26 protein-coding genes are annotated in these 24,539 nt (G+C 71.8%); 12 read left to right on the top strand and 14 right to left on the bottom strand.

The genetic code is table 11. The annotated features are described in order from the left end of the window. Window positions 1–25: 25 nt before the first annotated feature. Both F0L68_RS37115 and F0L68_RS37120 read left to right on the top strand, forming a co-directional pair. On the top strand, window positions 26–1,243 hold the full coding sequence (locus F0L68_RS37115; RefSeq protein WP_149854596.1) for an MFS transporter: 1,218 nt from the start codon (window positions 26–28) through the stop codon (window positions 1,241–1,243). 72 nt (window positions 1,244–1,315) lie between these two features. Further along, entirely contained in the window at window positions 1,316–2,005 is a 690-nt protein-coding gene (locus tag F0L68_RS37120; protein WP_149854597.1) for an SDR family oxidoreductase, read from the top strand. 57 nt (window positions 2,006–2,062) lie between these two features. Here F0L68_RS37120 and F0L68_RS37125 read toward each other — a convergent pair whose 3' ends face one another. The 3 genes from F0L68_RS37125 to F0L68_RS37135 form a co-directional block, all read right to left on the bottom strand. After that, window positions 2,063–3,376, bottom strand: coding sequence for an amidohydrolase family protein (locus tag F0L68_RS37125; RefSeq protein WP_149854598.1), 1,314 nt, complete (start codon window positions 3,374–3,376; stop codon window positions 2,063–2,065). A gap of 17 nt (window positions 3,377–3,393) precedes the next feature. Continuing rightward, a complete protein-coding gene (locus F0L68_RS37130; protein WP_149854599.1) occupies window positions 3,394–3,777 on the bottom strand; it encodes a hypothetical protein in 384 nt (127 codons plus the stop codon). A gap of 153 nt (window positions 3,778–3,930) precedes the next feature. Further along, window positions 3,931–5,181 carry a sensor histidine kinase gene (locus F0L68_RS37135; protein ID WP_149854600.1) on the bottom strand — a complete coding sequence of 417 codons (1,251 nt, stop codon included), beginning with the start codon at window positions 5,179–5,181 and terminating at the stop codon, window positions 3,931–3,933. A 201-nt stretch (window positions 5,182–5,382) separates the two neighbouring features. Here F0L68_RS37135 and F0L68_RS42860 point away from each other — a divergent pair, with 201 nt between their 5' ends. Then, window positions 5,383–5,520 (top strand): hypothetical protein, encoded by a 138-nt coding sequence (locus F0L68_RS42860; RefSeq protein WP_188317034.1) that lies wholly within the window; start codon window positions 5,383–5,385, stop codon window positions 5,518–5,520. Here F0L68_RS42860 and F0L68_RS37140 read toward each other — a convergent pair whose 3' ends face one another. The 7 genes from F0L68_RS37140 to F0L68_RS37170 form a co-directional block, all read right to left on the bottom strand. Continuing rightward, window positions 5,521–6,648, bottom strand: coding sequence for a nitric oxide synthase oxygenase (locus tag F0L68_RS37140; protein WP_223199477.1), 1,128 nt, complete (start codon window positions 6,646–6,648; stop codon window positions 5,521–5,523). A 165-nt stretch (window positions 6,649–6,813) separates the two neighbouring features. Then, the gene (trmB, locus tag F0L68_RS37145) at window positions 6,814–7,527 is read right to left on the bottom strand and encodes a tRNA (guanosine(46)-N7)-methyltransferase TrmB (protein ID WP_223199478.1); all 714 of its coding nucleotides are present in this window, start codon (window positions 7,525–7,527) and stop codon (window positions 6,814–6,816) included. Window positions 7,528–7,780: 253 nt separating this feature from the next. Beyond that, window positions 7,781–8,158, bottom strand: coding sequence for a cupin domain-containing protein (locus tag F0L68_RS37150; RefSeq protein WP_149854602.1), 378 nt, complete (start codon window positions 8,156–8,158; stop codon window positions 7,781–7,783). A 133-nt stretch (window positions 8,159–8,291) separates the two neighbouring features. Next, window positions 8,292–8,942 (bottom strand): hypothetical protein, encoded by a 651-nt coding sequence (locus tag F0L68_RS37155; protein WP_223199479.1) that lies wholly within the window; start codon window positions 8,940–8,942, stop codon window positions 8,292–8,294. Window positions 8,943–9,257: 315 nt separating this feature from the next. Then, complete coding sequence (locus tag F0L68_RS37160; protein WP_149854603.1) at window positions 9,258–10,196, bottom strand: ABC transporter ATP-binding protein; 939 nt, start codon at window positions 10,194–10,196, stop codon at window positions 9,258–9,260. A gap of 187 nt (window positions 10,197–10,383) precedes the next feature. After that, complete coding sequence (locus F0L68_RS37165) at window positions 10,384–11,145, bottom strand: ABC transporter permease (protein WP_149854604.1); 762 nt, start codon at window positions 11,143–11,145, stop codon at window positions 10,384–10,386. A gap of 4 nt (window positions 11,146–11,149) precedes the next feature. Next, window positions 11,150–12,100 carry an ABC transporter ATP-binding protein gene (locus tag F0L68_RS37170; RefSeq protein WP_149854605.1) on the bottom strand — a complete coding sequence of 317 codons (951 nt, stop codon included), beginning with the start codon at window positions 12,098–12,100 and terminating at the stop codon, window positions 11,150–11,152. 301 nt (window positions 12,101–12,401) lie between these two features. On the opposite strand from F0L68_RS37170, the gene F0L68_RS37175 reads away from it, so the two are divergent. Next, a complete protein-coding gene (locus F0L68_RS37175; RefSeq protein WP_149854606.1) occupies window positions 12,402–12,836 on the top strand; it encodes a PPOX class F420-dependent oxidoreductase in 435 nt (144 codons plus the stop codon). A gap of 24 nt (window positions 12,837–12,860) precedes the next feature. Here the strand turns inward: F0L68_RS37175 and F0L68_RS37180 are convergent, their stop codons facing one another. Then, window positions 12,861–13,337: a hypothetical protein gene (locus F0L68_RS37180; RefSeq protein ID WP_149854607.1), complete on the bottom strand. Its 477-nt coding sequence runs from the start codon at window positions 13,335–13,337 to the stop codon at window positions 12,861–12,863. Then, entirely contained in the window at window positions 13,334–13,834 is a 501-nt protein-coding gene (locus F0L68_RS37185) for an RNA polymerase sigma factor (RefSeq protein WP_149854608.1), read from the bottom strand. Before F0L68_RS37185 ends, F0L68_RS37180 begins: the two co-directional genes overlap by 4 nt. A gap of 159 nt (window positions 13,835–13,993) precedes the next feature. On the opposite strand from F0L68_RS37185, the gene F0L68_RS37190 reads away from it, so the two are divergent. Genes F0L68_RS37190 through F0L68_RS37200 form a run of 3 tightly spaced genes read left to right on the top strand, consistent with a single transcriptional unit; the run spans window position 13,994 to window position 16,432 of the window. Continuing rightward, window positions 13,994–14,869: an alpha/beta fold hydrolase gene (locus F0L68_RS37190; RefSeq protein ID WP_149854609.1), complete on the top strand. Its 876-nt coding sequence runs from the start codon at window positions 13,994–13,996 to the stop codon at window positions 14,867–14,869. 46 nt (window positions 14,870–14,915) lie between these two features. After that, complete coding sequence (locus F0L68_RS37195; protein WP_149854610.1) at window positions 14,916–15,524, top strand: TetR/AcrR family transcriptional regulator; 609 nt, start codon at window positions 14,916–14,918, stop codon at window positions 15,522–15,524. Then, window positions 15,521–16,432 carry an SDR family oxidoreductase gene (locus F0L68_RS37200; RefSeq protein ID WP_149854611.1) on the top strand — a complete coding sequence of 304 codons (912 nt, stop codon included), beginning with the start codon at window positions 15,521–15,523 and terminating at the stop codon, window positions 16,430–16,432. Before F0L68_RS37195 ends, F0L68_RS37200 begins: the two co-directional genes overlap by 4 nt. Window positions 16,433–16,445: 13 nt before the next feature. Here F0L68_RS37200 and F0L68_RS37205 read toward each other — a convergent pair whose 3' ends face one another. Beyond that, window positions 16,446–17,102 carry a response regulator gene (locus F0L68_RS37205; protein WP_149854612.1) on the bottom strand — a complete coding sequence of 219 codons (657 nt, stop codon included), beginning with the start codon at window positions 17,100–17,102 and terminating at the stop codon, window positions 16,446–16,448. Window positions 17,103–17,123: 21 nt separating this feature from the next. Continuing rightward, on the bottom strand, window positions 17,124–18,299 hold the full coding sequence (locus F0L68_RS37210; protein ID WP_149854619.1) for a sensor histidine kinase: 1,176 nt from the start codon (window positions 18,297–18,299) through the stop codon (window positions 17,124–17,126). Window positions 18,300–18,516: 217 nt separating this feature from the next. On the opposite strand from F0L68_RS37210, the gene F0L68_RS37215 reads away from it, so the two are divergent. From F0L68_RS37215 to F0L68_RS37235, 5 genes are all read left to right on the top strand, one after another. Next, the gene (locus tag F0L68_RS37215) at window positions 18,517–20,052 is read left to right on the top strand and encodes a dynamin family protein (protein WP_223199480.1); all 1,536 of its coding nucleotides are present in this window, start codon (window positions 18,517–18,519) and stop codon (window positions 20,050–20,052) included. Beyond that, complete coding sequence (gene grpE / locus F0L68_RS37220) at window positions 20,052–20,444, top strand: nucleotide exchange factor GrpE (RefSeq protein WP_188317035.1); 393 nt, start codon at window positions 20,052–20,054, stop codon at window positions 20,442–20,444. The genes F0L68_RS37215 and grpE overlap by 1 nt, the downstream gene beginning before the upstream one ends. After that, window positions 20,441–22,276: a dynamin family protein gene (locus F0L68_RS37225; protein ID WP_149854614.1), complete on the top strand. Its 1,836-nt coding sequence runs from the start codon at window positions 20,441–20,443 to the stop codon at window positions 22,274–22,276. The genes grpE and F0L68_RS37225 overlap by 4 nt, the downstream gene beginning before the upstream one ends. Window positions 22,277–22,380: 104 nt before the next feature. Continuing rightward, window positions 22,381–23,088, top strand: coding sequence for a hypothetical protein (locus F0L68_RS37230; protein ID WP_149854615.1), 708 nt, complete (start codon window positions 22,381–22,383; stop codon window positions 23,086–23,088). A 361-nt stretch (window positions 23,089–23,449) separates the two neighbouring features. Further along, window positions 23,450–24,539: phosphoenolpyruvate carboxykinase (GTP) (locus F0L68_RS37235; RefSeq protein WP_149854616.1), on the top strand; the 1,090-nt coding region annotated here is incomplete at its 3' end.

Below are 24,539 nucleotides of genomic sequence, written 5' to 3' on the forward strand. Positions count from 1 at the left end.
GTCAGGAGAGAGGCGCAGAACAGCGATGAGCGCTGACGCACACCCCAAGCTGCTCGACGCGGTCACGGGACAACCGCGGGTCGTCTGGATCACGGCCTTCGCCGCCGTGATCGCCTTCATGGGCATCGGGCTGGTCGACCCGATCCTGCTGTCCATCGCCGAGGGACTGCACGCGACCCCGTCCGAGGTCACCCTGCTGTTCTCGTCCTACCTCGGCGTCCAGGTGCTCGCCATGCTCCTCACCGGAGCCGCCAGCGCCCGCTTCGGCGCCAAACGCACCCTGGTCGGCGGCCTCGTGCTGATCGTGCTCGCCACCGTGCTCTGCGCCGCCGCCGGCACCATCGGCCAACTCGTCGGCCTGCGCGCCGTCTGGGGCCTCGGCAACGCCTTCTTCATCGCCACCGCCCTCTCGGTGATCGTCGGCGCGGCCTCCGGCGGCCAGAAGGGCGCCATCCTGCTCTACGAGGCCGCGCTCGGCATCGGCCTGTCCGTCGGCCCGCTGCTCGGCGCCCTGCTCGGCAGCATCTCCTGGCGCGGCCCGTTCCTCGGCACCGCCGTCCTGATGGCGCTCGCTTTGGTGCTGTGCCTGGTCTTCCTGCCAGCCGACCGGCACGAGCGGCGCGCCAGGATCAGCGTGCTCGACCCGCTGCGCGCGCTGCGGCACGGCCCGCTGCTGCGCACCTCGATCGGATCCGCCCTCTACACTGCGGCCTTCTTCACCGTCCTGGCGTGGACGCCCTTCGTGCTCGGCTACGGCGCGGTCCAGATTGGCCTGATCTTCTTCGGCTGGGGCCTGGCCGTCGCGGTCGCCGGTGTGCTGTTCGCGCCCAAGCTCGCCGGCCGGTTCGGCGAGCGGCACGCCACCGTGCTCGCGGTGTTCGGCTACGCCGCGCTGATGCTGGTCATGGCGGTGGACAACAAGGCGGTGCTGGTCGTGGCCGTGATCGTCAGCGGGCTGGTGTCCGGGCTGCTCAACACCCTGTTCACCGGGACCGCGATGAGCGTCAGCCCGGCACCCCGCCCGGTCGCCAGCGCCGGCTACAACTTCTGCCGCTGGCTCGGCGGTGCCGTCGCCGCGACGCTGGTCGGGCACGTCGCGCAGTGGTTCGGCTCGCCGAGGGTGCCCTTCCTGTGCGTCGCCGCGCTGTGCGTGGCGGCCGGCGTCCTGCTGACCGCGCGCGAGCGCACCCCGGACGCGCACGAGGTGCCCGCCGAGGCCGTGCTGGTCGGCGAGGAACTCTGAGGCGGTGACGCGCGCCGAGCGGGACGGCGAACCCCTCGCGCCCGCCGCGTCAGGCGCGGATACGGTCGAGCCATGAACACTCGTCCGGTCGCTCTGATCACCGGGGCCTCCAGGGGCATCGGCGCCGCCACCGCCCGCGCCCTCGCGCCCACCCACGACCTGCTGCTCGGCGGCCGCGACCTGGAGTCGTTGCAGGCACTGGTCGACGAGCTGCCGCACGCGCGGCCGTGGCCGGTCGAGCTGACCGATCCGACGGCGCTGCACGCGGTGACCTCGGGACTGGACCGGCTGGACGTGTTGGTGCACAGCGCCGGTGTCGTCGACCTCGGCACGATCGCGGAGACTCCGGCCGAGGTGTGGCGGCGGACCATGGAGGTCAACGTCATCGCCGTCGCCGAGCTGACCAGGCTGCTGCTGCCGGCGCTGCGCGCGGCGCGCGGGCACGTCGTGCTGGTGAACTCGGGCGCCGGCCTCCAGGCCAACCCCGGTTGGGGAGCCTACGCGGCGAGCAAGTTCGCGCTGCGCGCCTTCGGGGACGCGCTGCGCGCCGAGGAGCACGCCCGCGGCCTGCGGGTCACCTCGGTGCACCCCGGCCGAACGGACACGGACATGCAGCGCTCCGTCCGCGAACAGGAGGGCGGCGGCGACTACGACGGCGCCAAGTACCTGCGGCCGGAGTCCGTGTCCTCGGCCATCCTCGCCGCGGTCACCGCCTCCCCGGACGCGCACCTCACCGAGATCGTCGTCCGACCCCGCGCCTGACGCGGCCCGCCAAGCTCACCGGAGGCTCGCCAGCTCACCGGACGGAGGCCGAGGTTCTCACCGGAGGCGGGCGGCGACCGCCTGAACCGCCGCCTGGGCCTGCGACCGGTCCACCATGGTCGGCTCGCCGTCGGCCACCACCTGCTCGCCGGCCACCCACACGTCCCGGACCCGGCGGGAACCCGCGCCCCACACCAGGTTCGCGATCACCTGCTCGTCCGGGGCGTCCAGGCCGGTGCCGAACGCCGGGTCGTCCACGTCCACGTGCACCAGGTCGGCCCACCGGCCGGCCTCCAGCGCGCCGATGTCCGCGCGGCCGAGCGCCTCCGCGCCGCCCCTGGTCGCCAGCAACAGCGCGCCGGCCGCCGTCATCGCGCCAGAGTCCATTGTGGACAGTCTCGCCAACAGCGCCGCGAGCCGCGCCTCCTCGAACAGGTCGAGGTCGTCGTTGCTGGCCGGCCCGTCCGTGCCGAGCCCGACCGGCACCCCGGCGTCCAGCAGCGCGCGCAGCGGCGCGATCCCCGAGGCCAGCTTGGCGTTCGAGCCGGGGCAGTGCGCCACCCCGACACCGTTGGCCGCGAACAGCGCGATGTCCTCGTCCGACAGCTGCACCGAGTGCGCCGCGAGCACGCGCCCGTCGAGGATGCCGGTCTTGGCGAGCAGGCGGGGCACCGAACCGAACTCGGCGCGCTGCGCCAGGTCCTCGTCGGCGGCCTCGGCGACGTGGATCTGCACGAGCGCGCCCCGCTCGGCGGCCTCGCCAGCCACCGCCGTCAACGCGTCGGTCGGCAGCAGGTACGCCGAGTGCGGGCCGTAGCTCAGCTCGACCCGCTCGCCCGGCCCGAACCGCAGCCCGTCCGCGTCGATCCAGGCGCCGACCTGGTCGGTCAGCGTCCGCCAGGACACCCCGGGCAGCTCCATGATCGCCGAGCCGAACACCACCCGCGATCCCGCCGCCAGCACGGCCTCGACCAGCTGTTCGCCGTGGAAGTACATCTCCGCGCTGGTGGTGACGCCGTTGCGCAGCATCTCGACGCAGCCGAGCACCATGCCGGCCCGCACGTCGGCAGGCGACATCCTGGCCTCGGCCGGCCAGATCGCCTCGCGCAGCCACCGCAGCAGCGGCAGGTCGCCGCCGAGCCCACGCAGCACGGTCATCGGGCTGTGCGCGTGCGTGTTCACCAGGCCGGGCAACAGGATCCCGGTGAAGTGCCGCTCGGTGGCGCCGGCCGGCAGCGCGGGAGCCGCCGAGGCCGGCCCGCAGAACACGATCCGACCGTCCGCCGACACGTCGACGACGGCGTCCCGCACAACGGTGCAGGCGGCGTCGCAGGGCAACACGACGGGGGCGTGCAGGCGCAGCGAAGTCATGGGCAGATCCTGCCCGATCAGGGTTGCGCGTTCGCCGAGGGCTGGTCGGCACAGCCGAGCACGTCCACCACGGGCGTGTCCTGCTGGGCCACGGTGGAGACCCGGACGTCGCAGCTCAGCGTGTTGCCTGGGGTCCTGCCCTCGGCGCGCACCGCGCTGGTCAGCACCGCGCCTGCCGGCACCACCAGCTCGGCGGGCGGCTGGCCGAGCCGGATGATCTCCAGGGTGCGCAGCGTCAGCGTGCCGTTCGGGGTGATTGCCTGCACGGCGACGTTGACCTTGCCGGTCGCGGTCGGCGGGCCGCTGTGGGCGCGCATCACCTGATATCCGACGCCGCCGGCCACCGCGAGGGCGGCGACGAAGCCGGCCAGCGTCAGTGCGTCGCGGGTCTTCGTGGTCACCACTTCACTATGCGCCGCGACGGGCCGCCGCCGAATCGGCCTGGCGGCTGGCTACCGGCCTCACCAGGTCATTCCGCAGGTTGACCGGCCGGTGCCGCCGCGTCATACCTGCGAGGTATGGGCGGTTTCACTCCCGATCACGCGCCCCGCTGATCACGTCCGGTCGCCGCGCATCGGCAGCTCCACGCTGACCACCCAGCCCCTGCCGTCGACCGGACCCGCGCTGAACCGGCCGCCGAGCAGGTCGACCCGCTCCCGCATGCCGACCAGCCCGTAGCCGCCGGAGCCGCCGGCCGGCGCGCCCTGCGAGCCGTGGCCGTCGTCGGCGACCAGCACCTGCACGGCGTCGTCCCGCCCGGACACCGTGACGTCGACCCTGGACACGCCGAGCGCGTGCTTCTGCGAGTTGGTCAGCGCCTCCTGCACGAGCCGCAGCACCGAGCGGGCCAGCTCCGGCGGCACCTGGTCGGGCAGGTCGAGCGTGAGGTGCGCGGGCTGCCCCTTCGCGGCGGCCTGCGCGACGACCTCGCGGAGATCGGCGGCCAGGTCGCTCGTCGCCGACGTGCTCGCGCTGCTCGAACCGGCCGGGTCCGCGCCGCGCAGCGTGCCGACCAGCCTGCGCATCGCGGTCAGCGCCTCGGTGCCGCTCGCGGTGATCACCGGCAGCACCTCGCTGGCGGCCTGCGGGTTGACTGCGGCGACGGCCTGCGCGGCCTGCGCGTGCACCACGATGCCGGTGACGTAGTGCGCGACGACGTCGTGCAGCTCGCGGGCCAGCGCCATCCGCTCGGCGTGCTGCGCCGAGACGACCTCGGCCTCGATGGTGCGCTGCCGCTCCCGGTCGCGGGCCCGGAAGTACAGCCCGGTGCCGACCGAGATGAGCAGCAGCAGGCCGCCGAAGACGAGCTGACCCCAGACGTTGCCGTGGGAGCCGCCGTTCTGCGCCTGGTCGGGGTGGTCCCGCACGAAGTGCTGCCACCAGGTGGGGCGGAGCAGGGCGCTGACCACCGTGGTGGCGACCAGCGCCGCCGTGGCCGCCGCCGCCCGCAGCGGCCGGTCCTGGCGCACCACGATCGCGATGATCGCCATCACGGCGCCCGCCTCGGACACCAGCAGGTTGCCGGCGAGGGCGATGTTGGGCACGACGTCGATGAGGTTCAGCAGCACCGAGCCCGCGCCGATGGCGACCGCCGTGGCGAGGGCGGCGTCGAACGGCCGGCGCGGCGCGAGCACCGCGAGCACTGCGGCCACCAGCGCGGCGGGCAGCTGCGCGAGCAGCACCAGGCCACGCCCGTCCTCGCTCGTGTTGCTGAACATCTCGACGACGAGCAGGAACAGCAGGGTCCCGGCGAGCGGCCACTGCCGTCTGGCCAGCGCACGCCAGCCGAGATAGGTGCTGTCCACGGTTGCCCACCGTATGGGCTGCCGGCCTGGGACGCGTCCACTCGGGGTATGCCGGCGGGTCCGCCCCCGGGCTGGTGACGGGTCAACCGGGGGTCTGATGCGGGCGGGGCACGGACAGGTCCGCCGACCGATGCCGGATGACGTGCGGCTTTGTGAACCTGGATGTGTCAGTGAAGGAACTGGGATCGGAAGGAGCCGACAATGCTCACCACGGTGATGACCTGGACCGGAGCGGTACTTGGTCTGGGGGTGCTCGCGCTCATGGCCATCTCGGGAGTGATCGTGGATTCCGCGCCGGGCAGCGAACCGATTCGCTCGCGCCGCTCGCAAGGCAAGTAGTCACGAGGCCTCGAACAGGTCCTCGATGGTGAGTGCGGCGAACCGGCCCGGCCCGCCTGCCCGCGCCCGGCCCGCGGCGTCCGCGTCGAGGCGGAAGGCAGGGCGGTGGACGCTCGGCCGCTGTCGGGAGCGCAGCCACGCCAACCGGTGCAGGGCCTCGGCGTGGTGGTCGGTGACGGTGACCTGGGCGGCGTCGAAGGAGTGCAGCACGGCGCGGTTGAGTTCCACGGTCGCGCGGTCCCGCCAGAGGGTGCGCTCGGTGGCCGTGTCCAGCCCGAGCTTGTCGGCGATCTGCCTGGCCGCCGCGTAGCCGTTGTCGTCGGCCAGGCTCCTGGTGCCGATGTCGGCGCCGACGAACCAGCTGTTGAACGGCGCTGCCGGGTAGTTGATCCCGCCGATGGTCAACCGCATGTTGCTGATCACCGGCACGGCGTGCCAGCGCAGCCCGAGCTGGACGAACCAGGGCAGTTCGGGGTGTTCGAGCGGCACCTCCTGCACGACGTCGCGGGGCACCGGGAACAGCTTCGGCCCCTCGTGCGCGGTCTCCACCACCAGCGGGAGCTGGTCGAAGCGGCCGCGCTGGCTCGGCGGCTTCCAGCCCATCGCGCGGACCGCCTCGGTGAACCGGACGTATCTCGGGTCGCCGACGATCGACGCGGCCGCGGTGTCAGCAGTGTCGGGAGTGCCGGCCTCCGCGTATCCCGCGTACCTGACCAGCTGTTCGTTCCAGATGCACGGTCCCGGCGCCTCAGGCGAGTCCGGCGCGAACACCGTGACGAGCGGGCGGATCTGACCGCCGTTGGTGGCCAGCCGCAGGTGTTCGACGCACTCGTGCGCCACGGCCGACGCCTTGCGCAGTCCGCGCAGGTCGCGCACTTTCAACCGGCGCCACGGCACGCCGCTGGTGCACCAGCCGCTGTCGCGCAGCGCGACCCGCGCGCCGTAGGCCAGCTCCTGCGGGGTGTGTCGGTAGGTGCCCGTCTCCGCGACCTCGGCGCGCACCTGCGCCAGCCGGGTGCCGACGGCCCCGGCCTCCGGATGCGCGTCGTGGAACATCCGGAGGAACTCCTCGGCCGCCGCAAGCGTGTCGGGCGGAAGCGTTATCAGTTCGTTGCGCAATGCTGTCACGGCGGGCAAACCTAATTGTGAATCCCGCTCACGCGTCACCACCAGACGGGGCACTGTGACTGGACAACTACTCGCACCCGAACGTGGAGCGCACTGACCCACGGTGGTCGCGTCGACCGTCCGTCCCCCGCGCTTGAGTACCTGGTCGGGTGAGGGTGTTCCTGTTCAGCGGCGCTCGAACATCAGGTCGTGACTGACCCGACCCTCCTCGACGGCGCGCTGCTCGAACTTCGTCACCGGCCGCCAGTCGGGGCGCGGCGCCCAGCCGCCGGGCTCGTCCGGGTACCGGTTGCGCAGCGTCGGCTCGGCCGAGCAGATCTCCATCATCTGCTCGGCGTAGTGCTCCCAGTCGGTGGCCAGGTGCAGCAGGCCGCCCTCGACCAGCCGGGAGGCGACCAGCGCGACGAACGCCGGCTGGATGAGCCGCCGCTTGTGGTGCTTCTTCTTCGGCCACGGGTCGGAGAAGAAGATCCGCACGCCGGACAGCGAGCCCGGCGCGACGTGGTCGGTGAGCAGGTCGACGGCGTCGCCCCGGAGCAGCCGCAGGTTCTCGATCCCGGCCTTCTCGATCCGCAGGATCAGCTGCGCGAGCCCCGGCGGGTACACCTCGACGGCCAGGTAGTTGAGGTGCGGCTCGGCCGAGGCCAGCGCCGCGGTCGTCTCGCCCATGCCGGAGCCGATCTCCAGCAGCGCCGGGGCCTCGCGGCCGAACCACGCCGACGCGTCCAGCGGGCCGGGCGGCAGCTCCCGCACGTCTCTGCCGAGCCGCGCCCAGTGTTCGTCCCACGCACGCTGCTGGCCGACGGTCGTCCGGCCGCCGCGCTGCACGAAGCTGAGCACGGTGCGGTGGTGGGGTTGGCGCTGCTCACTGGGTGTCACGGCGGCAAAGCCTGCCATCGCGCGCGGCGGCGCTCAAATTCTGCTCGACCTACGCCACCCACCTGTGAGGATGCCCCCACTCACCCGTGAAACCCCCACCCGTGAAACCCCCACCCACCCTGGGGGAACGGCCCTCGGCCAGCCTAGCCAGCCGCGCCCCCGGACACCGGCGAACGTCGGCGGGCTGTGGACAACCGGCAGCGTTGGGGATAACTATCCAGAGAAAGCTGCTATCTGCGGGTCTCGGTGGCTACTAGGCTTGCACGACCACGGCCACCGAATCGGGCGCAACGCTCCTGGTCGTGTGGCCCTTGCCGGTGGTGTCCTCGACCAGGAGCACATCGCCTGCGGCGAACCGCCGGCACTCGCCATCGCTGGCGGTCACTTCGATCGCGCCGCTCATCAGCACCATCAGCTGCCTGGTGGGGGCGGGATGCGCTGGGCCAGACCACCCATCGGGGAGGGCGAGGAACAATGAGCGCGTCGCTGCGGCGGCCGGCGAGACCAGGATGGCGGGAGCCGGCGGGGCGAACTCGGCCATGGCGAAGGAGAAGCGCTCATCGTCGAAGTGTGATTCGCCCTCATCGTCAGCGTGCAGGCGGACAACCGGGATCGAGTAGCCGTTGCTCATGCTGGTGATCCTGCGGCCGGGCACGAGGCGGCCACAATTCCCGCCAGGGTATCGAGCGGTGGCGTGCCCTGGCCCGACAACACCGGGCACGCACTCCGGGCGATGGCGTCACTGCGCAACCTCCCCGGCTGGGTCAGGCGATGTTCTCCAGGTCCTCGATCTGCTCGCGCAGGTCGGCGACGGTGAAGGCGATGGACTGCTGCTCGCCGAGGCCGCGGTGCGCCGGCAGCAGGTCGACCCAGCCCCGGTGCTTGTCGGTGAACTGCACGGTGGTCGGCATGGCAGGGCCGTACACGCCGCTCTCCGACGGGACGAACTCCCAGTAGCCGACCTCGCCGTCGCTGGCCCACGGCACGTAGATCCAGCCGGGCCTGGCGGACAGCAGTTCGGTCACCTCGTCCTCGACGGCGAAGCCCTCGGCGCGCGAGGCCAGCCTGCCGCTGTCGATGGCGCGCAGCCACCACGGGGACGGCGGGTTCGGCTCCACCCCGCGCACGGCCCGGAACAGCGCGAGCACCTGCTGCTCCTCGGCGCGGTGGATCCACGCCCTGCGCGCCTCGGCCGGGCTCGCGGCGAGATCTAGGCCGGCGGAGTGCTCGACGGCGCTTGACCACTCGAGGCCGACCATCGCCTCGACCCGCACGATGTCGTTGGTGTCTCCGTGCCGAAACTCCGTTGCCGACCCCGTTGTCAAACCCGGTGTCGAACCCGTCGCCGGCTCGTGTCGTTGCCTCGGCATGGCAGCCGGGGAGCCGTTGGTCAGGTTCGGATCGAGTACCGCCATACAGGTCACCTCCGCAGGGTCCTTGACGGATTCGCCGTCCGAGCTCAGCGTGTGGCGCGACCAGGTCACGGCATTGTGAGGGACTTGCCTGCGCTTGTTGCCTTTGATATGAGCCTTTATATCCGCCTATGTCTCGAACATGTGCGGGAGTTCACGCGCTGTTTACAGCCTTCTTACGCCGACTGCACCAACGGGCGATGCCGGAAATGCTGACGACATCAATCCGGGTGACCCTGAGCCATGACACAGCGAGGCCGCGCCGGTGGCCGCCGTCGACTCCGACGGCGGCCAGGCGCGGCCAGGCGGTGACAGCTCCTAGACGGGCAGGTCCTGCACCGGTACCTCGTCGCCGTGCGCGTGGTACTCCACGGACTCCTTGGTGAGCTGCATGAACGCCTCCTCCAGCGAGCCGCGCTGCGGGCTCAGCTCGTGCAGCGTGACGCCCCGCGCCGCGGCGAGTTCGCCGATCGCGGCGGGCTCCATGCCGTGCACGACCAGCGCGCCGTCCACGCCGTCGTCGGTCACGGTCGCGCCGTCGCCGAGCAGCGCGGCGCGCAGCAGGTCGACCTGTGGGCTGCGCACCCGGACCGTGTTCTCGCTGGCCTGCTCGATGAACTCGGCGGTGCTGCTCTGCGAGATCAGCTTGCCGCGCCCGATGACGACCAGCTCCTGGGCCGTCTGCGCCATCTCGGAGAGCAGGTGGCTGGACACCAGCACGGTGCGGCCCTCGGCGGCGAGGCGGTGCATGAAGTTGCGGATCCAGAGGATGCCCTCCGGGTCGAGGCCGTTGACGGGCTCGTCGAACAGCAGCACGCTCGGGTCGCCGAGCAGCGCGGCGGCGATGCCCAGGCGCTGGGACATGCCGAGCGAGAAGCCGCCGGCGTTGCGCTTGGCCACGGCGGTCAGGCCGACCAGCTCGAGCACCTCGTCGACGCGCCTGTCCGCGATGCCGTTGGACCTGGCCATCCAGCGCAGGTGCGAGCGCGCGGATCGGTTGGGGTGCACCCACTTCGCGTCGAGCAGCGCGCCGACCGTCCGAAGTGGACGGTGAAGCTGTCGGTAGCGCTTGCCGTCGATGAGGACCTGGCCGCCGGTCGGGTTGTCCAGTCCGAGGATCATCCGCATGGTGGTGGACTTGCCGGCGCCGTTCGGCCCGAGGAACCCGGTGACCTGGCCGGGTCGCACGGTGAACGACAGGTTGTCCACCGCCACGGTCTTGCCGTAGTGCTTGGTGAGACCGACCGCTTCGATCATGGTCGCTCCGATCCCTCGCGTTGTTGTGCGTACCGTTGCCTATCGGACGGCGTCGCGCATCTCGGCACGCGGGCCGCAAACAGAAGAAGCCCGGACCACCCCCCGAAGGTGGACCGAGCAACTTCTCCCCCGAATCCGGCCGCCAACGCCCCCGAATGCGTCACGGCGGCCGGTTCGTTCATCCCCCTCAGGCATCCCTCTTGTTGGTGACCACGATGCCGATGATCAGCACCGCGAGCGACACACCGGCGAAGTAGAGCAGCGAGCCCCACGGCGACAGGTGGTACACGACGGCGGCCGGGCCGCCATCCCGACCGCGGGGGGTCGGCTCGCCGCCGTTGAGGAAGTGGTCGGCGACGTGGAAGGGCAGCCACGCCTGGATCTTGACGCCGATCTTGGGGATCAGCGTGACCAGGTTCTCCGCGAGCAGCGCCCAGACCAGCAGGATGGACACCGCGCCGGCGGTCTGCCTGATCAGCATGCCGACGCCGAGGGCAAGGAGCGCGCCGCAGGCGTAGACGAGGCCGACGCCCGCGACGTTGCGCCACTCCGTCGAACTGCTCAGCGTCAGCGCCACGTCCGGCTTGATCAGCTTGGAGATGCCGAGCGCGCCGAACGCGGCGGCCTCGCCGACGACGCCGGCGAGCAGCGTCACGACGACGGCCTTGGCCACCAGCGGCGCGGTGCGGTTCGGCACTGCCTGGAAGGTCGACTTGATGGTGCCGAAGCGGTATTCGGTGGTGATGGCCAGCGCGGCCAGCACCATGATCACGATCAGGCCGAACGTGTAGCCGGTCTGGGTGAGGCTCACGGTCAGCGGGAAGTCGCTGTTGGAGTTCGCCGCGATGATCGAGGCGAGCCCGATGGGCAGCGCAAGGGCGAGCAGCGTGCACCACCACGGCGAGCGGGTGGAGAACAGCTTGATGCGTTCGACTGCGAGCAGAGTCATCGGTTCACTTCCCTGCCGGGACGAAGTTGTCGGCGACCCCGTCGGTTCCGCCGAGATCGGTGCGGTACTCCACAGCGTCCCCCGTCAGCTGCATGAATGCCTGCTCAAGCGAACCGCGCTGGGGGCTCAGTTCGTGCAACACCACGCCGCCGGCGGCCGCGATGTCCCCGATCTGGTCACTGCTGGCGCCACTGACCGTGAGCGTTCCGTCGCCGTCCTCACGCACGGTGAAACCCTTGTCGAGCAGCGCGGGTCGCAGCTTGTCCAGGTGCGGGCTGCGCACCAGCACGGTGTTCTCCGTGGACCGCTCGATGAAGTCCGTCGTGCTGCCCTGCGAGATCAGCTTGCCGCGCCCGATGACGACGAGGTCCTCGGCGGTCAGTGCCATCTCGGAGAGCAGGTGGCTGGACACCAGCACGGTCCGGCCGTCGGCGGCCAGCCCCTGCATGAAGTTGCGGATCCAGAGGATGCCCTCCGGGTCGAGGCCGTTGACGGGCTCGTCGAACAGCAGCACGCCGGGGTCGCCGAGCAGCGCGCCGGCGATGCCGAGGCGCTGGGACATGCCCAGTGAGAAGCCGCCCGCCCGCCGCTTGGCGACCTTGGTGAGCCCGACCAGCTCGAGCACCTCGTCGACCCTGCGGGCGGGCAGGCCGTTGGACCTGGCCAGCCACAACAGGTGTGCGCGGGCGGACCGGTTGGGGTGCACCCACTTGGCGTCCAGCAGCGCGCCGACCGTGCGAAGCGGACGGTCCAGCTGCTTGTAGGGCTTGCCGCCGATCAGCACCCTGCCGGCCGTCGGGTTGTCCAGCCCGAGGATCATCCGCATGGTGGTCGACTTGCCCGCGCCGTTCGGCCCGAGGAACCCGGTGACCCTGCCGGGCTGCACGGTGAACGACAGGTTGTCCACGGCCACGGTCTGCCCGTAGCGCTTGGTGAGGCCAACCGCCTCGATCATTGTCACGCCCCCTGTGAGTGGACCTCGCGTCGTGCCGGCATGCCCCCGAACCCGGCACCGCCTCCGCCGGGACTCCTCGTCGGCGGGTGTAGCCACACTCTGCCGAGCCGGACCCCGTGACCGCATCGGTCTGTAGTCGTGAGTCCCCACCAACTTCAGTCTTACCGTCGCTCATCCCCAGGTCGGAGGAATCGGTGATCACCCTGAGTGCGCCCCTGGTTCTTTCGGCGGCTTCCTCAGGGGTTCGCCGGCGGCGCGTCCGGCCGTGCCGGCCGTCGGCCGAGGATCTACCGTCTGACGAATGGCATACACGGAGGCCCCCGAGGGCTGGTGGCGCGAGTTCGTGTCAGGACTGCCGGCCCGCACCGGCAAGCTCGCGGTGGTGCGCAAGGACGGCTCGCCGCACATCGCCCCGGTCTGGGTCGACCTCGACGGTCCCGACCTGGTCTTTCTGACGGGCCGCGACACCATCAAGGGCAAGGCCATCCTCCGCGACGGCCGGGTGGCGCTGTGCTTCGACGACGAGCGGCCCCCGTTCCACTTCGTGACGATCACCGGCCGCGCCGTGGTCGACGAGGACATCGAGCAGCTGCGCTACTGGGCCGGCCGGACCGCCGCGAGGTACATGGGCGCCGACCGCGCGAACGAGTTCGCCGAGCGCAACGCGGTGCCTGGCGAGCTGCTCGTGCGGGTCAAGATCGACAAGGTCGTCGCGAAGATCTCCGTGTCGGACTGAGCCGCCCAACCGGAATCCCCGCCGCTACCCCGTTACCTCCGCTACCCGCTCGCCGAGCCGGCGCAGGAACCGCCGGCCGATCGGTCGGCCGAGTCGGCGCAGCGCGGGGCCGGCGAGCCGGGTGCCCGGCAGCCGCAGCCCGCCGAGGAAGCCGAACCGGGTGCGGTCGCCGTCGGCCACCGCGGCCATGCCGCCGATCAGCCTGCCGCTCTGCATCAGGCACCAGCCCGGCCGCAGCACCACGTCGAAGCGGTCCCGCAGCCCGAGGTGGCTGCGCGCCTCGGCAACCAGCCGTTCGCCGTCGTGTTCGACGAACCGCATCGAGCGGACGTCGGTCAGCAGCGCGGGCAGCGCGTTCTCCAGGTCGCCCGCCACCGCCCAGACCTGGTCGAACGGCGCGTCGAGGACGTCCTCGGCGAACACCGCGCCGGGGATGGCCTCGGCGAGCACCGCAAGCCGCCGCACCGGATCGAGGTCCGCAACCGGCCAGTTCGGGGTCATCGGCCCCACGCCTTTCGAAAGCTCCTGCGCGCCCGGAACAGCCGCGACTTCACCGTGCCGGTCGGCACGTCGAGCAGCCCGCCGACGGTCTGTTCGTCCAACCCCTCCAGGTCGCGCAGCACCAGTACGGCCCGGTGCTCGGGGGCCAGCCGGTCGAGCACGTCGCGGATGTCGGCGGCCAGCTGAGGATCGCCCTTGGCCGGCACCTCGGGCAGTTCGCTCGGCCTCGCCCGCCCTGCGGACCGCGCCACCCGGACGGCCTCGCGGACGGCGATCGCCCGCGCCCAGCCGAACACCGCGGCGGGCTCGGCGAGCTGGCGAAGGTTGCGGAAGATGACGATCAGCGCCTCCTGCGTGGCGTCCGGCCCGTCGGCCAGCGCGATGGGGCCGCACAGCCTGCCGACGTACGGCGTGAGCAGGGTGAGCAGCTCCTGCATGGCGAGCGCGTCGCCACGCTGGGCCGCGCGCACCAGCTCGACTCGATCGGGTTCGGACATCTCGGCTCTGCGGCCTCCTCGGCTGCGGGGTTCCTCGTCCTGAGGAGGCTCGCTCGCGGCGGAACGTTCCCGCGACCTGGATCACATTCTGGCCGGGAACGGGAGGGCCCGCCCGACGCCTCCTCCTGGCGTTCCCGTTCCGCAGGAGAGGACCGACCGATGACCAGGACCACCGCGCAGGACCGCCCGTTTCCTGAGGTGGATGGCGTGACCCACCGGTTCGTCCAGGCGGGCGACGTCCGGCTGCACGTCGCCGAGGCCGGCGCGGGCGAGCCGATCCTGCTGCTGCACAGCTTTCCGCAGCACTGGTACGCGTGGCGGGAGGTCGTGCCGCTGCTGGCGGCCGACCACCGGGTGCTGTGCCCGGACTTCCGGGGCGCGGGCTGGTCGGACGCGCCTGCCACCGGCTACGACACGGCGACCAGGGTGGACGACCTGTTGGCGCTGCTCGACTCGCTCGGCCTGGCGCGGGTGTCGGTGCTGTCGCACGGCTGGGGCGCGTGGACGGCGTTCGCCTTGTGCCTGCGCGCGCCGGAGCGGGTGGGTCGGCACCTGGCGCTCAACATGGTCCACCCGTGGCCGGACCGCCGGGCGATGCGGACGCAGGCCTGGCGGTTCTGGCACACCGCGCTCTGGGAGTACCCGGTGCTCGGCGCCGCGGTGCTGCGCCGGTGGCCCGGCCTGACCCGCTGGCTGTTGCGGCGCTGGGGCGCGACCTCGGCGGCGGCGGTGGCGGAGTTCGCCGACGCCAGCGGGCTGCCGGCCAACGCGCGGGCCGGGCAGGCGCTCAACTGGCAGTTTGTGCTCCACGACCTGCCAAGGCTGCGCCGCAACCGAGCGCTGCGGCTGACCGTGCCGACCGAGATCCTGCTGGGCGGCCGGGACGTCCTTGTGCCGCAGGCGTTCCTGCGCGGCGGGGAGCGGCACGCCGACGACCTGACCGTGCGGGTGCTTGCGGACTGCGGCCACCTGATCCCGGAGCAGCGCCCCGATCTGGTCGCCGCCGCGGCCCGCGCGCTGTTCGCCGCCAGTTAGTGAATCGCGGTTCACAAACGTTGGTGAATCGTGGTTCAATAACGACGTGCCGCGCCCGAGAACGATCACCGACGAGCACCTGCTCGCCGCCACCGTGACGCTGATCGACCGCCGTGGACCGGGCTTCACGCTGGCCGAGGTGGCCGAGGAGGCCGGGGTCTCCGTCGGCACCGTCGCCCAGCGCTTCGGCTCAAGGAACGGCCTGCTCCAGGCCGTGACCAAGGCGGAGAGCGGGCAGGTCGCGCGGAGGATGCGGACGGTGGCCGGGGCCTGCGGGTCGCCCCTGGACGGCCTGCGCGCGGCGCTGGTCGACTGGTACGGCCGGATCGACGACCCGGAGATCGCCACGAACAACCTCGCCGCGCTCGGCATGGACCTGCTCGACCCGACGCTGCGCGGGCTGCTCGCGGACCACTTCGCGGCCATCGACACCGCGGTGCGGGCCATGGTGCGGGCGGCCGCGCCGGAACTGCCCGGCGCCCCGTCGCCCGCGCGGGCCGCCAGGGTGCTCACGGCGCTGGTCAACGGCATCGCGCTCGAATGGTCGGTGCGGCCGAAGGGCAGGCTCGCCGACCGGGTACGCCACGACGTCAACGCGGTGCTGGCCGGCTGGAGCCGGCCCGTCGCCGCGAACCAGGGAGAGGGCCAGGAATGAGCAAGCCGTTGGGAGACAAGGTCGCCGTGGTCACCGGCGCGACGCGCGGGGCGGGCAGGGCGATCGCCGTCGAGCTGGGCGCTGCCGGGGCAACGGTGTTCGTCGGCGGGCGCACCAGCGGGGAACACCGCAGCTGGATGGACCGCTCCGAGACCATCGAGGAGACCGTCGAGCTGGTCGACGCGGCCGGCGGCCGCGGCATCGCACTGCGCTGCGACTTCACCGTCGTCGAGGACGTCGACGCGCTGCGCGACCGCATCGAGTCCGAAGTGGACGGTCGGCTCGACGTGCTGGTGGACAACGCCTGGGGCGGCAACCCGCTGACCGAGTTCGGCAAGCCGATCTGGGAACAGGACCTCGACAAGGGCCTGCGGATGTGGCGCAACGGCGTGGAGTCGCATTTCGTCGCGCTGAACCGGTTGCTGCCGCTGCTGGTGCGCCGCCCCGGCGGCCTGCTGGTCGAGGTCACCGACGGAGACGGCGACCAGCCCTACAGCACCTCGTTGTTCTACGACGCCGTCAAGGACACGCTGCGCATGTTCGGCCGCAGGCTGGCCGAGGAGCTCAAGCCGTTCGGCGGCACGGCGGTGGCCCTCACCCCCGGCTTCCTGCGGTCCGAGGAGATGCTCGACATCCTCGGCGTCACCGAACAGAACTGGCGGGACGCCGAGGACCCGAACTACGCGATGTCCGAGACGCCCAACTACGTCGGACGCGCCGTCGTCGCGCTGGCCACCGACCCCGACGTGGCCCGCTGGTCCGGCCGCACGCTCAGCTCGTGGGGCCTGATGCGCGAGTACGGCTTCACCGATCTCGACGGCACCCGCCCCGACTGGGGCCGCTGGTTCGACGAGGTCCTGCTGGCCGGCGTCGACCCCGCCACCGCCGACCCCGGCGAGTACCGCTGAGCAGGGGGCCGGCTCAGGCGTCGCCGGGGCGGACCAGGCCGGTCTCATACGCCAGCACCACGGCCTGCACGCGGTCGCGCAGCTCCAGCTTGGCCAGGATGCGGCCGACGTGCGTCTTCACCGTCGCCTCGGACAGGAACAGCTTCTTGGCGATCTCGGTGTTGGACATGCCCTTGGCGATCAGCATCAGCACCTCGCGCTCGCGCTCGGTGAGCACGTTGAGCACGGCGGCGTCGCGCAGCTCGCCGCCGGCCTCGCCGAGGAACCGGCCGAGCAGCCGCTTGGTGACGCTCGGGGAGACCACCGCGTCCCCGCTGGCCACCGCGCGCAGCGCCGACACCAGGTCGGCGGGCGGGGTGTCCTTGAGCAGGAAGCCGCTCGCGCCGTTGCGCAGCGCCGACAGCGCGTACTCGTCCATGTCGAAGGTGGTCATCACCAGGATCTTCGCCGTGCCGGCCTCGGAGATCCGCTTGGTGGCCTCGACGCCGTCGAGCACCGGCATCCGCACGTCCATCAGCACGACGTCCGGCCGCAGCTTGTCGGCGAGGTGCACGGCGTCGAGCCCGTCGCCGGCCTCCCCGACGACGTCGATGTCCTCCTGGGCGTTGAGCACCATGCGAAAGCCCATCCGCATGAGCTCCTGGTCGTCGACTAGCAGCACCCTGATCACAGCACGCACCCTACGTAGTCGTCACGCGTTGGCGGTCAACGGCAACACGGCCCTGACCCGCCAGCCGCCGCCCGGTTTGGGCCCGGCGTCGAGCGTGCCGCCGAACACGGCGGCCCGCTCGCGCATGCCGATCAGGCCGTTTCCGCCGGAGACGGCGACCAGGTCGTGCGGTGTGCCGAAGCCGTCGTCGGAGATCTCCAGCTCGACGTGGTCATCCGTTCTGGTGACGTGCACCGCCGCGCTGGCCCCCGCGCCAGCGTGCTTGAGCGTGTTGGTCAGCGCCTCCTGCACGATGCGGTAGATGCCGAGGCCGACGCCGACCGGCAGGTGCACCAGGTCGCCGCTGGTCACCAGCCGCACCGGCAGCCCGACCGAACGGACCTTGTCGGCCAGCTCGTCCAGGCCCCGCGCGTCCGGCTGCGGGGTCCGTTCCCCGCCGGGGTCCTCGTCGCTGCGCAGCACGCCGAGCAGCCTGCGCAGCTCGGTCAGCGCCTGCCTGCCGGTCTCGGAGATCGTCCGCAACGCGGTCTCGGCCAGGTCGGGATCGCTGCGCAGCGCGTAGCCGGCGCCGTCGGCCTGCACCACCATCACGCTCACCGCGTGCGCGACCACGTCGTGCAGCTCGCGGGCGATCCTGGCCCGCTCCGAGCCGACGGCGATCCTGGCCTGCTGGTCCCGTTCGGTCTCCAGCAGCTTCAGCCGCTGCTCCAGCTCGACCTGGTAGGCGCGGCGGGCGCCGACGAACGCGCCCATCGCCCAGCAGAACGCGAAGATCATCACGGCGGCGAACGTGCCGGCCGCGGCGGACGACCCGCTCTGCCGCGTGGCCGCCACGGCCGCCCACAGCACGGTGCCGACGGCCAGCCACAACGCGTAGAGCAGCGCCTGCCGCCGCCCGACGTAGGCGACCATCGTGTAGAGCGCGATGCCGAGCGACAGGTCGGCGAAGCGGATCGGCACGTCGTGCGAGCCCAGGTTCGCCGACAGCGTGAGGAGCTGGACGACGCCGCCGCCGACCACCAGGTAGCAGGCGACCACCGGATACTTGCGGCGGAAGACCAGCGGGACGACCAGCAGCGCGCCGGTGAACATCAGCACCGGGAACGGCATCGGCCGGCCGGCCGCCTCCATACCGAAGTCGAACAGCGCGATGAACCCGGCGATCAGGGTGTCCCCGAAGACCGGGTGCGCTCGCATCCACAGGCTCAGCCGCCGCACGACACGAGCCTAGGTACTCGCCTCGCCCCCCGGCGTCCGGCTGGGGGTTGACCTGGCCGTACGACCTGGGGCGGACCCCAGCTCATGATCGATGTCCGGCCGGTTCGTCGGGTTCGCCCCATCGAGTGATTCTCGGCGCAGCCCGGTGCCGACCGACCGGCCCACCGCGCGGGTGGCGCGTGGCACCATTCCCTCCGTGAGCACGGCGACAGAGCAGCAGCACCTGGCCGGCCCGCTCTCGGCCGCGGTCGCCACCCTGTGCCAGCAGCTTCAGCCGCAGGTGTCCGAGGGCACGGCCGCCGGCTTCCGCGAGGTGCTCCGCAGGCTGTCCGCTCCCCTCCAGGTCGCGGTGGCCGGGCGGATCAAGTCGGGCAAGTCGACGCTGGTCAACGCGCTGATCGGGCGCAGGGTCGCGCCGACCGACGTCGGCGAGTGCACCCGGCTGGTGACCCGCTTCCAGTACGGCACGGTCGACCGCGTCGAGGTGGTGCGCACCGACGGACGACGCCAGGTGCTGCCGTTCGACTCGACCGGCATGATCCCCGCCTCGCTCGGCATGGACATCGGCGAGGTGTCGCACCTCGAGGCGTACCTCACCAACGCGGTGCTGCGCGACCTCACCGTCATCGACACCCCCGGCCTCGGCTCGCTGGACAGCGCGTCGGTGGCCAGGACCGAGGCGCTGCTCGGCGCCGCCGACACCGGCGGCCTCGACCCGGTGTCGCGCAGCGCGGTGGCGGGCGCGGAGGCCGTGCTGTACGTGGTGACCCAGGGCGTGCGCGCCGACGACCAGCAGGCCCTCGCCGTGTTCACCGCGGCGACCGGGCGGCGCGAGGCCGGACCGGTCAACGCCATCGCCGTGCTGAACAAGGCCGACACGATCGCGCCGGAGTCGGTGGCCGGCGCCGACGGCGACGTGTGGCGGGCGGCGACGCTGCTCGCGGCGAAGCAGGCCGACTCGCTCAAGCCGAGGGTCGCCGACGTGCTGCCGGTGATCGGGCTGCTCGCCGAGTCGGCCGAGACCGGCGGCTTCACCTCCGCCGACGCCGACGCGCTTCGTCAGCTCGCCGCGCTCGACGAGGCCACCAGAGACACCATGCTGATGGGCGCCGACCTGTTCACCACCTGGGACTGCGCGGTGCCCGCCGGCACCAGGGAGCGGTTGCTGGAGCGGCTGGACCTCTACGGCATCCGGCGCGCGCTGACGGCGCTGGACGCTGAGCCCGCGATCACCGCTGGCGCGCTGCGCCGCGTTCTGCTGGACTCGTCCGGCCTCGCCGCCGTGCGCGGCAGGCTGGACGCGGTGTTCCGGGCCCGCGCGGACGGCATCAAGGCCGCGGCCGCGCTCGCCTCGATCACCGCGCTGGCGCACGCCTCCGGCGACGCGGGCGAGCGGCAGCGCGTGCACGACGCGATCGAGGTGCTGCTGGCCAGGCCGGAGGCGCATCAGCTGCGGCTGCTTGAGGCGTTGACGCTGGTTGCGGGCGGGTCGGTGGCGATGCCGCAGGACCTGGCCGAGGAGGTCCTGCGGGTGGGCAGCAGCGCCGACCTCGGCGAGCAGCTCGGCCTGCGCGGCCGGCCGGCGCACGAGCTGACCGCCTACGCGCTGGAGCGCGCCGGGTGGTGGCGCTCGTTCGCCTCGTTCGGGGCGACCCCGGCGCAGAGCCGGGTCGCGCACGTCGTGCACCGGGCGTACTTCCTGATCTGGCAGCAACTTCGCGGGGGTGGCTGATGGGAACCGAACCGGGCTGGGAGGCGTCGGAGACCGATGTGGCGCCCATGACGGAGACCGAGCACCTCGCGGTCGGCGACGACCTGCTCGACCAGGCACTCACCGAGCGCAGATCGCTCGTGCAGCTCTGCCTGTACGCGATGGACCGGGCGCGCAGCGCCGGCGTGGTCGAGCGGATCGAGGAGGGGCTGGCCGGCATCGGCGTGACGGCCGTGCGGCCGGAGGGGCACCGGTTCGACCCGGCCCACCACGAGGCTGGCGGCACCGTGCCGACCGACGATCCCGCCCTCGACGGTGTGGTCGCGGAGACCGAGGTGGTCGGCTTCGTCGACCGAGGCCGCACGCTGCGCGTCCCGATCGTCACCGTCTACACCGCGCGGACCGGCGAATGACCTCGGCGGTGTCGGTTCCGCTGCCGCAGGCGGTTCGACAGGCACGGGAACGCCTGACGACCCTGGTCAGGGAGAGCGACCCGAAGGCAGCCGACTGGGTCGAGGAGATCCGGGCGGGGCGGGGCGGCGCGGCGAGCGTCGTGGTGGTCGGCGAGACCAACCGGGGCAAGAGCTCGCTGGTCAACGCGCTGCTGGTGAGCCAGGGCCTGTCGCCGGTGGACGCCGAGGTCGCGACGGCGACCTACCTGGTGTTCCGGCACGGCGCGGAGTGGGCCGCCCGCGCCTGCTACCCGGGCGCGCTGGAACCGGTGCCGTTCCCACTCAACGAGCTGCCCAACTGGGCGTCGGTCAACCGCGAGCTGCCCGACGGCAGGCTGCCGCCAAGGCACGTCGAGGTCGACGCGCCCATCCCGCTGCTGGAACGCATGTCCATTGTGGACACTCCCGGTGTCGGCGGGTTGGACTCGATGCACGGGGAGCTGGCCGCCGAGGCCGCCGCGACCGCGACCGCGCTGCTCTTCGTGGTGGACGCGTCCGCGCCGTTCACCAGGGGCGAGCTGACGTTCCTGCACACCGTCGGCGAGCGGGTGGAGACGGTGGTCTTCGCGCTCACCAAGACCGACCAGTACCGCGGCTGGCGGGACATGCTCGCGGCGAACAAGGCGCTGCTCGCCGAGCACGCGCCCCGGTTCGCCGACGCCGTGTTCCACCCGGTGTCCGCGCGGATGTTCGAGATGGCGGCCAAGGCGCCCAACCCCGACGCGGCGGCCATGCTGCGCGACCGGTCCGGCGTCGCCGAACTCCAGACGGCGTTGCAGGAGCTGGTGGTCGGCCGCGCCGCGATGCTCGGCGAGGCCAACACGCTGCGCGCGCTGTCCACCGTGCTGGCCGAGCAGCAGGCGAAACTCGAGGCGCGGCGCAGGACCCTGTCCACCGGCGAGGACGAGGCGGAGACGCTGCGGGTGCGCCGGGACGAGCTGACCGTCCAGCGCAGGTCCTCGACCAGGGGCTGGCAGGTGAAGCTGCGCGGCGAGATGCAGCGCGCCAGGGTGGAGAACAGCCACGAGGTCAGCCGGCAGATGCGGGACGTGCAGAACTGGTTCCGCCAGGCCATCGACGCGGCCGACCGGGACGCCCTCGCCGGCCTGCCGCAGCAGGTGGACGGCGCGCTCCAGCTGACGTCGGGGCGGATCAGCACCGGCCTGGCGCAGCGGCTGTCCGGGGTGGCCGACGCGGCGCTCGCCGAGCTGTTCTCGGCCGAGGAGCTGGACGTCATCCGGGCGGGCTTCGCCAGGGACCCGCAGCCGCCCGTGGTGCTTCGCCCGCCGGACAAGCGCCCGCCGACCGCCGAGGACAAGCTGCTGGTGTTCATGGGCCTGTCCGGCGGCATGGGCGTCGGCAGGCTCGCCGCGATGCCGCTGATCGGCGTCGCCGCGCTCAACCCGATCGTGTTGCCCGTCACCATCGTGCTCGGCCTCGGCGCGGGCTGGTGGATGGCGCGCACCCGCAAGCACGCCGCCGACAAGCAGCACATGAAGCAGTGGCTCACCGACGCCATCGCGGACGCCAGGTCCACGCTGGACCAGCTGGTCGCCGAGCAGCTCATCGAGGCGGAACAGCAGCTGTCGCTGGCGCTGGACGAGGCGCTGGGCAGGCGGATCGACGCGATCGAGGCCGAGCTGCGGGACGTCGACAAGGCCATGCGCATGGAGGCGGGCGAACGCAGCCGCGAACTCGGTGTCGTCGGCAAGCGGCTCGCCGAGGTCACCTCGGGCCGGGACCGCGTCGAACAGCTGCTCGGCAACATCAGGGAGCTGCGCGACCGCGCGTGAAACGGCGGACTCACCGACATCGGGCTTTGTGCGGGAACCGGACGGGCCTACGGTGAGTCGTAGGGGTACAGAAGCGTTGGCAGGACCTGGATAGGGGTGGCCCGGTGTACATCGACGAGCACGGCGGAACGGACGGGGAGCTCAAGGTCACCGTCGACGGTCAGGAGTACACCGCCGAGGAGACCTACGACTACGACCACGACGGCCATCTGGACAGCGCGGTCGTCGACACCGACGACGGCGGCCACGTCGTGTACACCGACACGCACCACACCGGGCATGCCGACCTGGAGACCACCTACGACGCGCACGGCAAGCCCGTGAGCGCGGCCAAGTTCGACGAGCACACCGGCAAGTGGACGGCCGTCGACCCGAACGCCGCGGGGCACGACAGCACCAGCCACTCCGGCAACGCGATCGTGGTGGACACCAAGGACGGCGACAAGAACGTCGGGCCGGCCACCGAGGACACCGACGGCGACGGCGTGCCGGACACCGCCGTGGTCAAGGACGCCGACGGCAACACCTGGCTGTACACCGACACCAACCACACCGGTCACGCCGACCAGGAGGTCGAGATCACCAAGACCGGTGAGGTGCACGTCCTCCAGCACACCGGCGAGCACCAGTGGACCGAGGTCGAGCACGGCAAGATCGACAGCACCGGCCACTACACCCCGGACACCAAGAGCGGCCTGCGCGAGGACAGCGACAGCGTGTGGGGCGCCGTCGACTTCGACGGCAAGGGCAGCGCGGCCGACGGCGTCGTGCGGATCGACTCGACCACCGGCCAGTGGATCAGCTCCAACTGAGCCCGGATCCACGCTGGCCAGCGGCCCGAGCAGTGGACTGACAATCGCGGAGAGCCACTTCGGCCCCGTCACGGAGCACACCGTGACGGGGTCTTCGCATTTCCCGACCAATCACCCTCGGCAGCATCGAAACCACTGTTGGTAAACGAGTGCTGAATCGATTCCAGAATCGGTCTTGTGAGGCAACCGACAGGTCAGGTGTCGGCTACCCGGGATTAACCCGGCTAGCCTCTGTCCATCCCCTTAAACGACACGCCCGTCCGACCCGGGCGTGGCAGAGCCATTTCCGAGGACGTCGCCGTCCACACCGGTCAGTGCCGCCCGGTGTGGCTGATGGCACGCAGTCAGGAGACGAGACGAGATGACGGCAGTGACCATTCCCGGTCTCGACCAGGCGCCGACCGACCACCAGAAGCTGCTGGGCTGGGTTCGTGAGGTCGCCGAGCTGACCTGCCCGGAACAGGTGGTGTGGGTGGACGGCTCAGATGCTGAATGGGATCGAATGACGGCCAAGCTCGTCGACGCCGGCACGTTCGTCCCCCTGAAGAAGAAGCCGAACTCGTTCTGGGCGGCGTCTGACCCCTCCGACGTGGCGCGGGTGGAGGAGCGGACCTACATCTGTTCGCTGGACAAGGCCGACGCCGGTCCGACGAACAACTGGATGGATCCGGCCGAGATGAAGGCCACCATGACCGAGCTCTACCGGGGCTCGATGCGTGGCCGCACGATGTACGTGATTCCGTTCTGCATGGGCCCGCTCGACGCCGAAAAGCCCATGCTCGGCGTGGAGATCACCGACTCCGAGTACGTCGTGACCTCGATGCGGATCATGACCAGGATGGGCACGCAGGCACTTGCGCGCTTCGGTGAGGACGCCGAGTTCGTCCAGGCACTGCACTCGGTCGGCGCGCCCCTGGCCCCCGGTCAGCAGGACGTCCCCTGGCCCTGCAACGACACGAAGTACATCACCCAGTTCCCCGAGGAGCGGATGATCTGGAGCTACGGCTCCGGGTACGGCGGCAACGCGCTGCTCGGCAAGAAGTGCTACTCGCTGCGCATCGCCTCGGTGATGGGCCGCGACCAGGGCTGGCTGGCCGAGCACATGCTGATCCTCAAGCTGACCTCGCCGGAGAACAAGGTCTACTTCGTGGCAGCAGCGTTCCCGTCTGCCTGCGGCAAGACCAACCTCGCGATGCTGGAGCCGACCATCCCCGGCTGGAAGGTCGAGACGCTCGGCGACGACATCGCCTGGATGCGGTTCGGCGCGGACGGCCGGCTGTACGCGGTGAACCCGGAGAACGGCTTCTTCGGCGTGGCGCCCGGCACCGACTGGCACACCAACCCCAACGCGATGCGCACCATCGAGCAGGGCAACTCCCTGTTCACCAACGTGGCGCTCACCGACGACGGCGACGTCTGGTGGGAGGGCATGGGCGAGCCGCCCGCGCACC

It is taken from the genome of Solihabitans fulvus, assembly GCF_008386585.1.
Lineage (GTDB): Bacteria > Actinomycetota > Actinomycetes > Mycobacteriales > Pseudonocardiaceae > Solihabitans > Solihabitans fulvus.

Bases quoted from the DNA above. Each gene is read 5' to 3' on its own strand.
- F0L68_RS37190 (WP_149854609.1), top strand. From the start codon at position 13,994: ATGACCAGGACCACCGCGCAGGACCGCCCGTTTCCTGAGGTGGATGGC.
- F0L68_RS37115 (WP_149854596.1), top strand. From the start codon at position 26: ATGAGCGCTGACGCACACCCCAAGCTGCTCGACGCGGTCACGGGACAA.
- F0L68_RS42860 (WP_188317034.1), top strand. From the start codon at position 5,383: ATGCTCACCACGGTGATGACCTGGACCGGAGCGGTACTTGGTCTGGGG.
- F0L68_RS37155 (WP_223199479.1), bottom strand. From the start codon at position 8,942: ATGGCGGTACTCGATCCGAACCTGACCAACGGCTCCCCGGCTGCCATG.
- F0L68_RS37170 (WP_149854605.1), bottom strand. From the start codon at position 12,100: ATGATCGAGGCGGTTGGCCTCACCAAGCGCTACGGGCAGACCGTGGCC.
- F0L68_RS37225 (WP_149854614.1), top strand. From the start codon at position 20,441: ATGACCTCGGCGGTGTCGGTTCCGCTGCCGCAGGCGGTTCGACAGGCA.
- F0L68_RS37210 (WP_149854619.1), bottom strand. From the start codon at position 18,299: ATGCGAGCGCACCCGGTCTTCGGGGACACCCTGATCGCCGGGTTCATC.
- F0L68_RS37200 (WP_149854611.1), top strand. From the start codon at position 15,521: ATGAGCAAGCCGTTGGGAGACAAGGTCGCCGTGGTCACCGGCGCGACG.
- F0L68_RS37120 (WP_149854597.1), top strand. From the start codon at position 1,316: ATGAACACTCGTCCGGTCGCTCTGATCACCGGGGCCTCCAGGGGCATC.
- F0L68_RS37165 (WP_149854604.1), bottom strand. From the start codon at position 11,145: ATGACTCTGCTCGCAGTCGAACGCATCAAGCTGTTCTCCACCCGCTCG.
- F0L68_RS37150 (WP_149854602.1), bottom strand. From the start codon at position 8,158: ATGAGCAACGGCTACTCGATCCCGGTTGTCCGCCTGCACGCTGACGAT.
- F0L68_RS37160 (WP_149854603.1), bottom strand. From the start codon at position 10,196: ATGATCGAAGCGGTCGGTCTCACCAAGCACTACGGCAAGACCGTGGCG.
- F0L68_RS37185 (WP_149854608.1), bottom strand. From the start codon at position 13,834: ATGTCCGAACCCGATCGAGTCGAGCTGGTGCGCGCGGCCCAGCGTGGC.
- F0L68_RS37175 (WP_149854606.1), top strand. From the start codon at position 12,402: ATGGCATACACGGAGGCCCCCGAGGGCTGGTGGCGCGAGTTCGTGTCA.
- F0L68_RS37180 (WP_149854607.1), bottom strand. From the start codon at position 13,337: ATGACCCCGAACTGGCCGGTTGCGGACCTCGATCCGGTGCGGCGGCTT.
- grpE (WP_188317035.1), top strand. From the start codon at position 20,052: ATGGGAACCGAACCGGGCTGGGAGGCGTCGGAGACCGATGTGGCGCCC.
- F0L68_RS37125 (WP_149854598.1), bottom strand. From the start codon at position 3,376: ATGACTTCGCTGCGCCTGCACGCCCCCGTCGTGTTGCCCTGCGACGCC.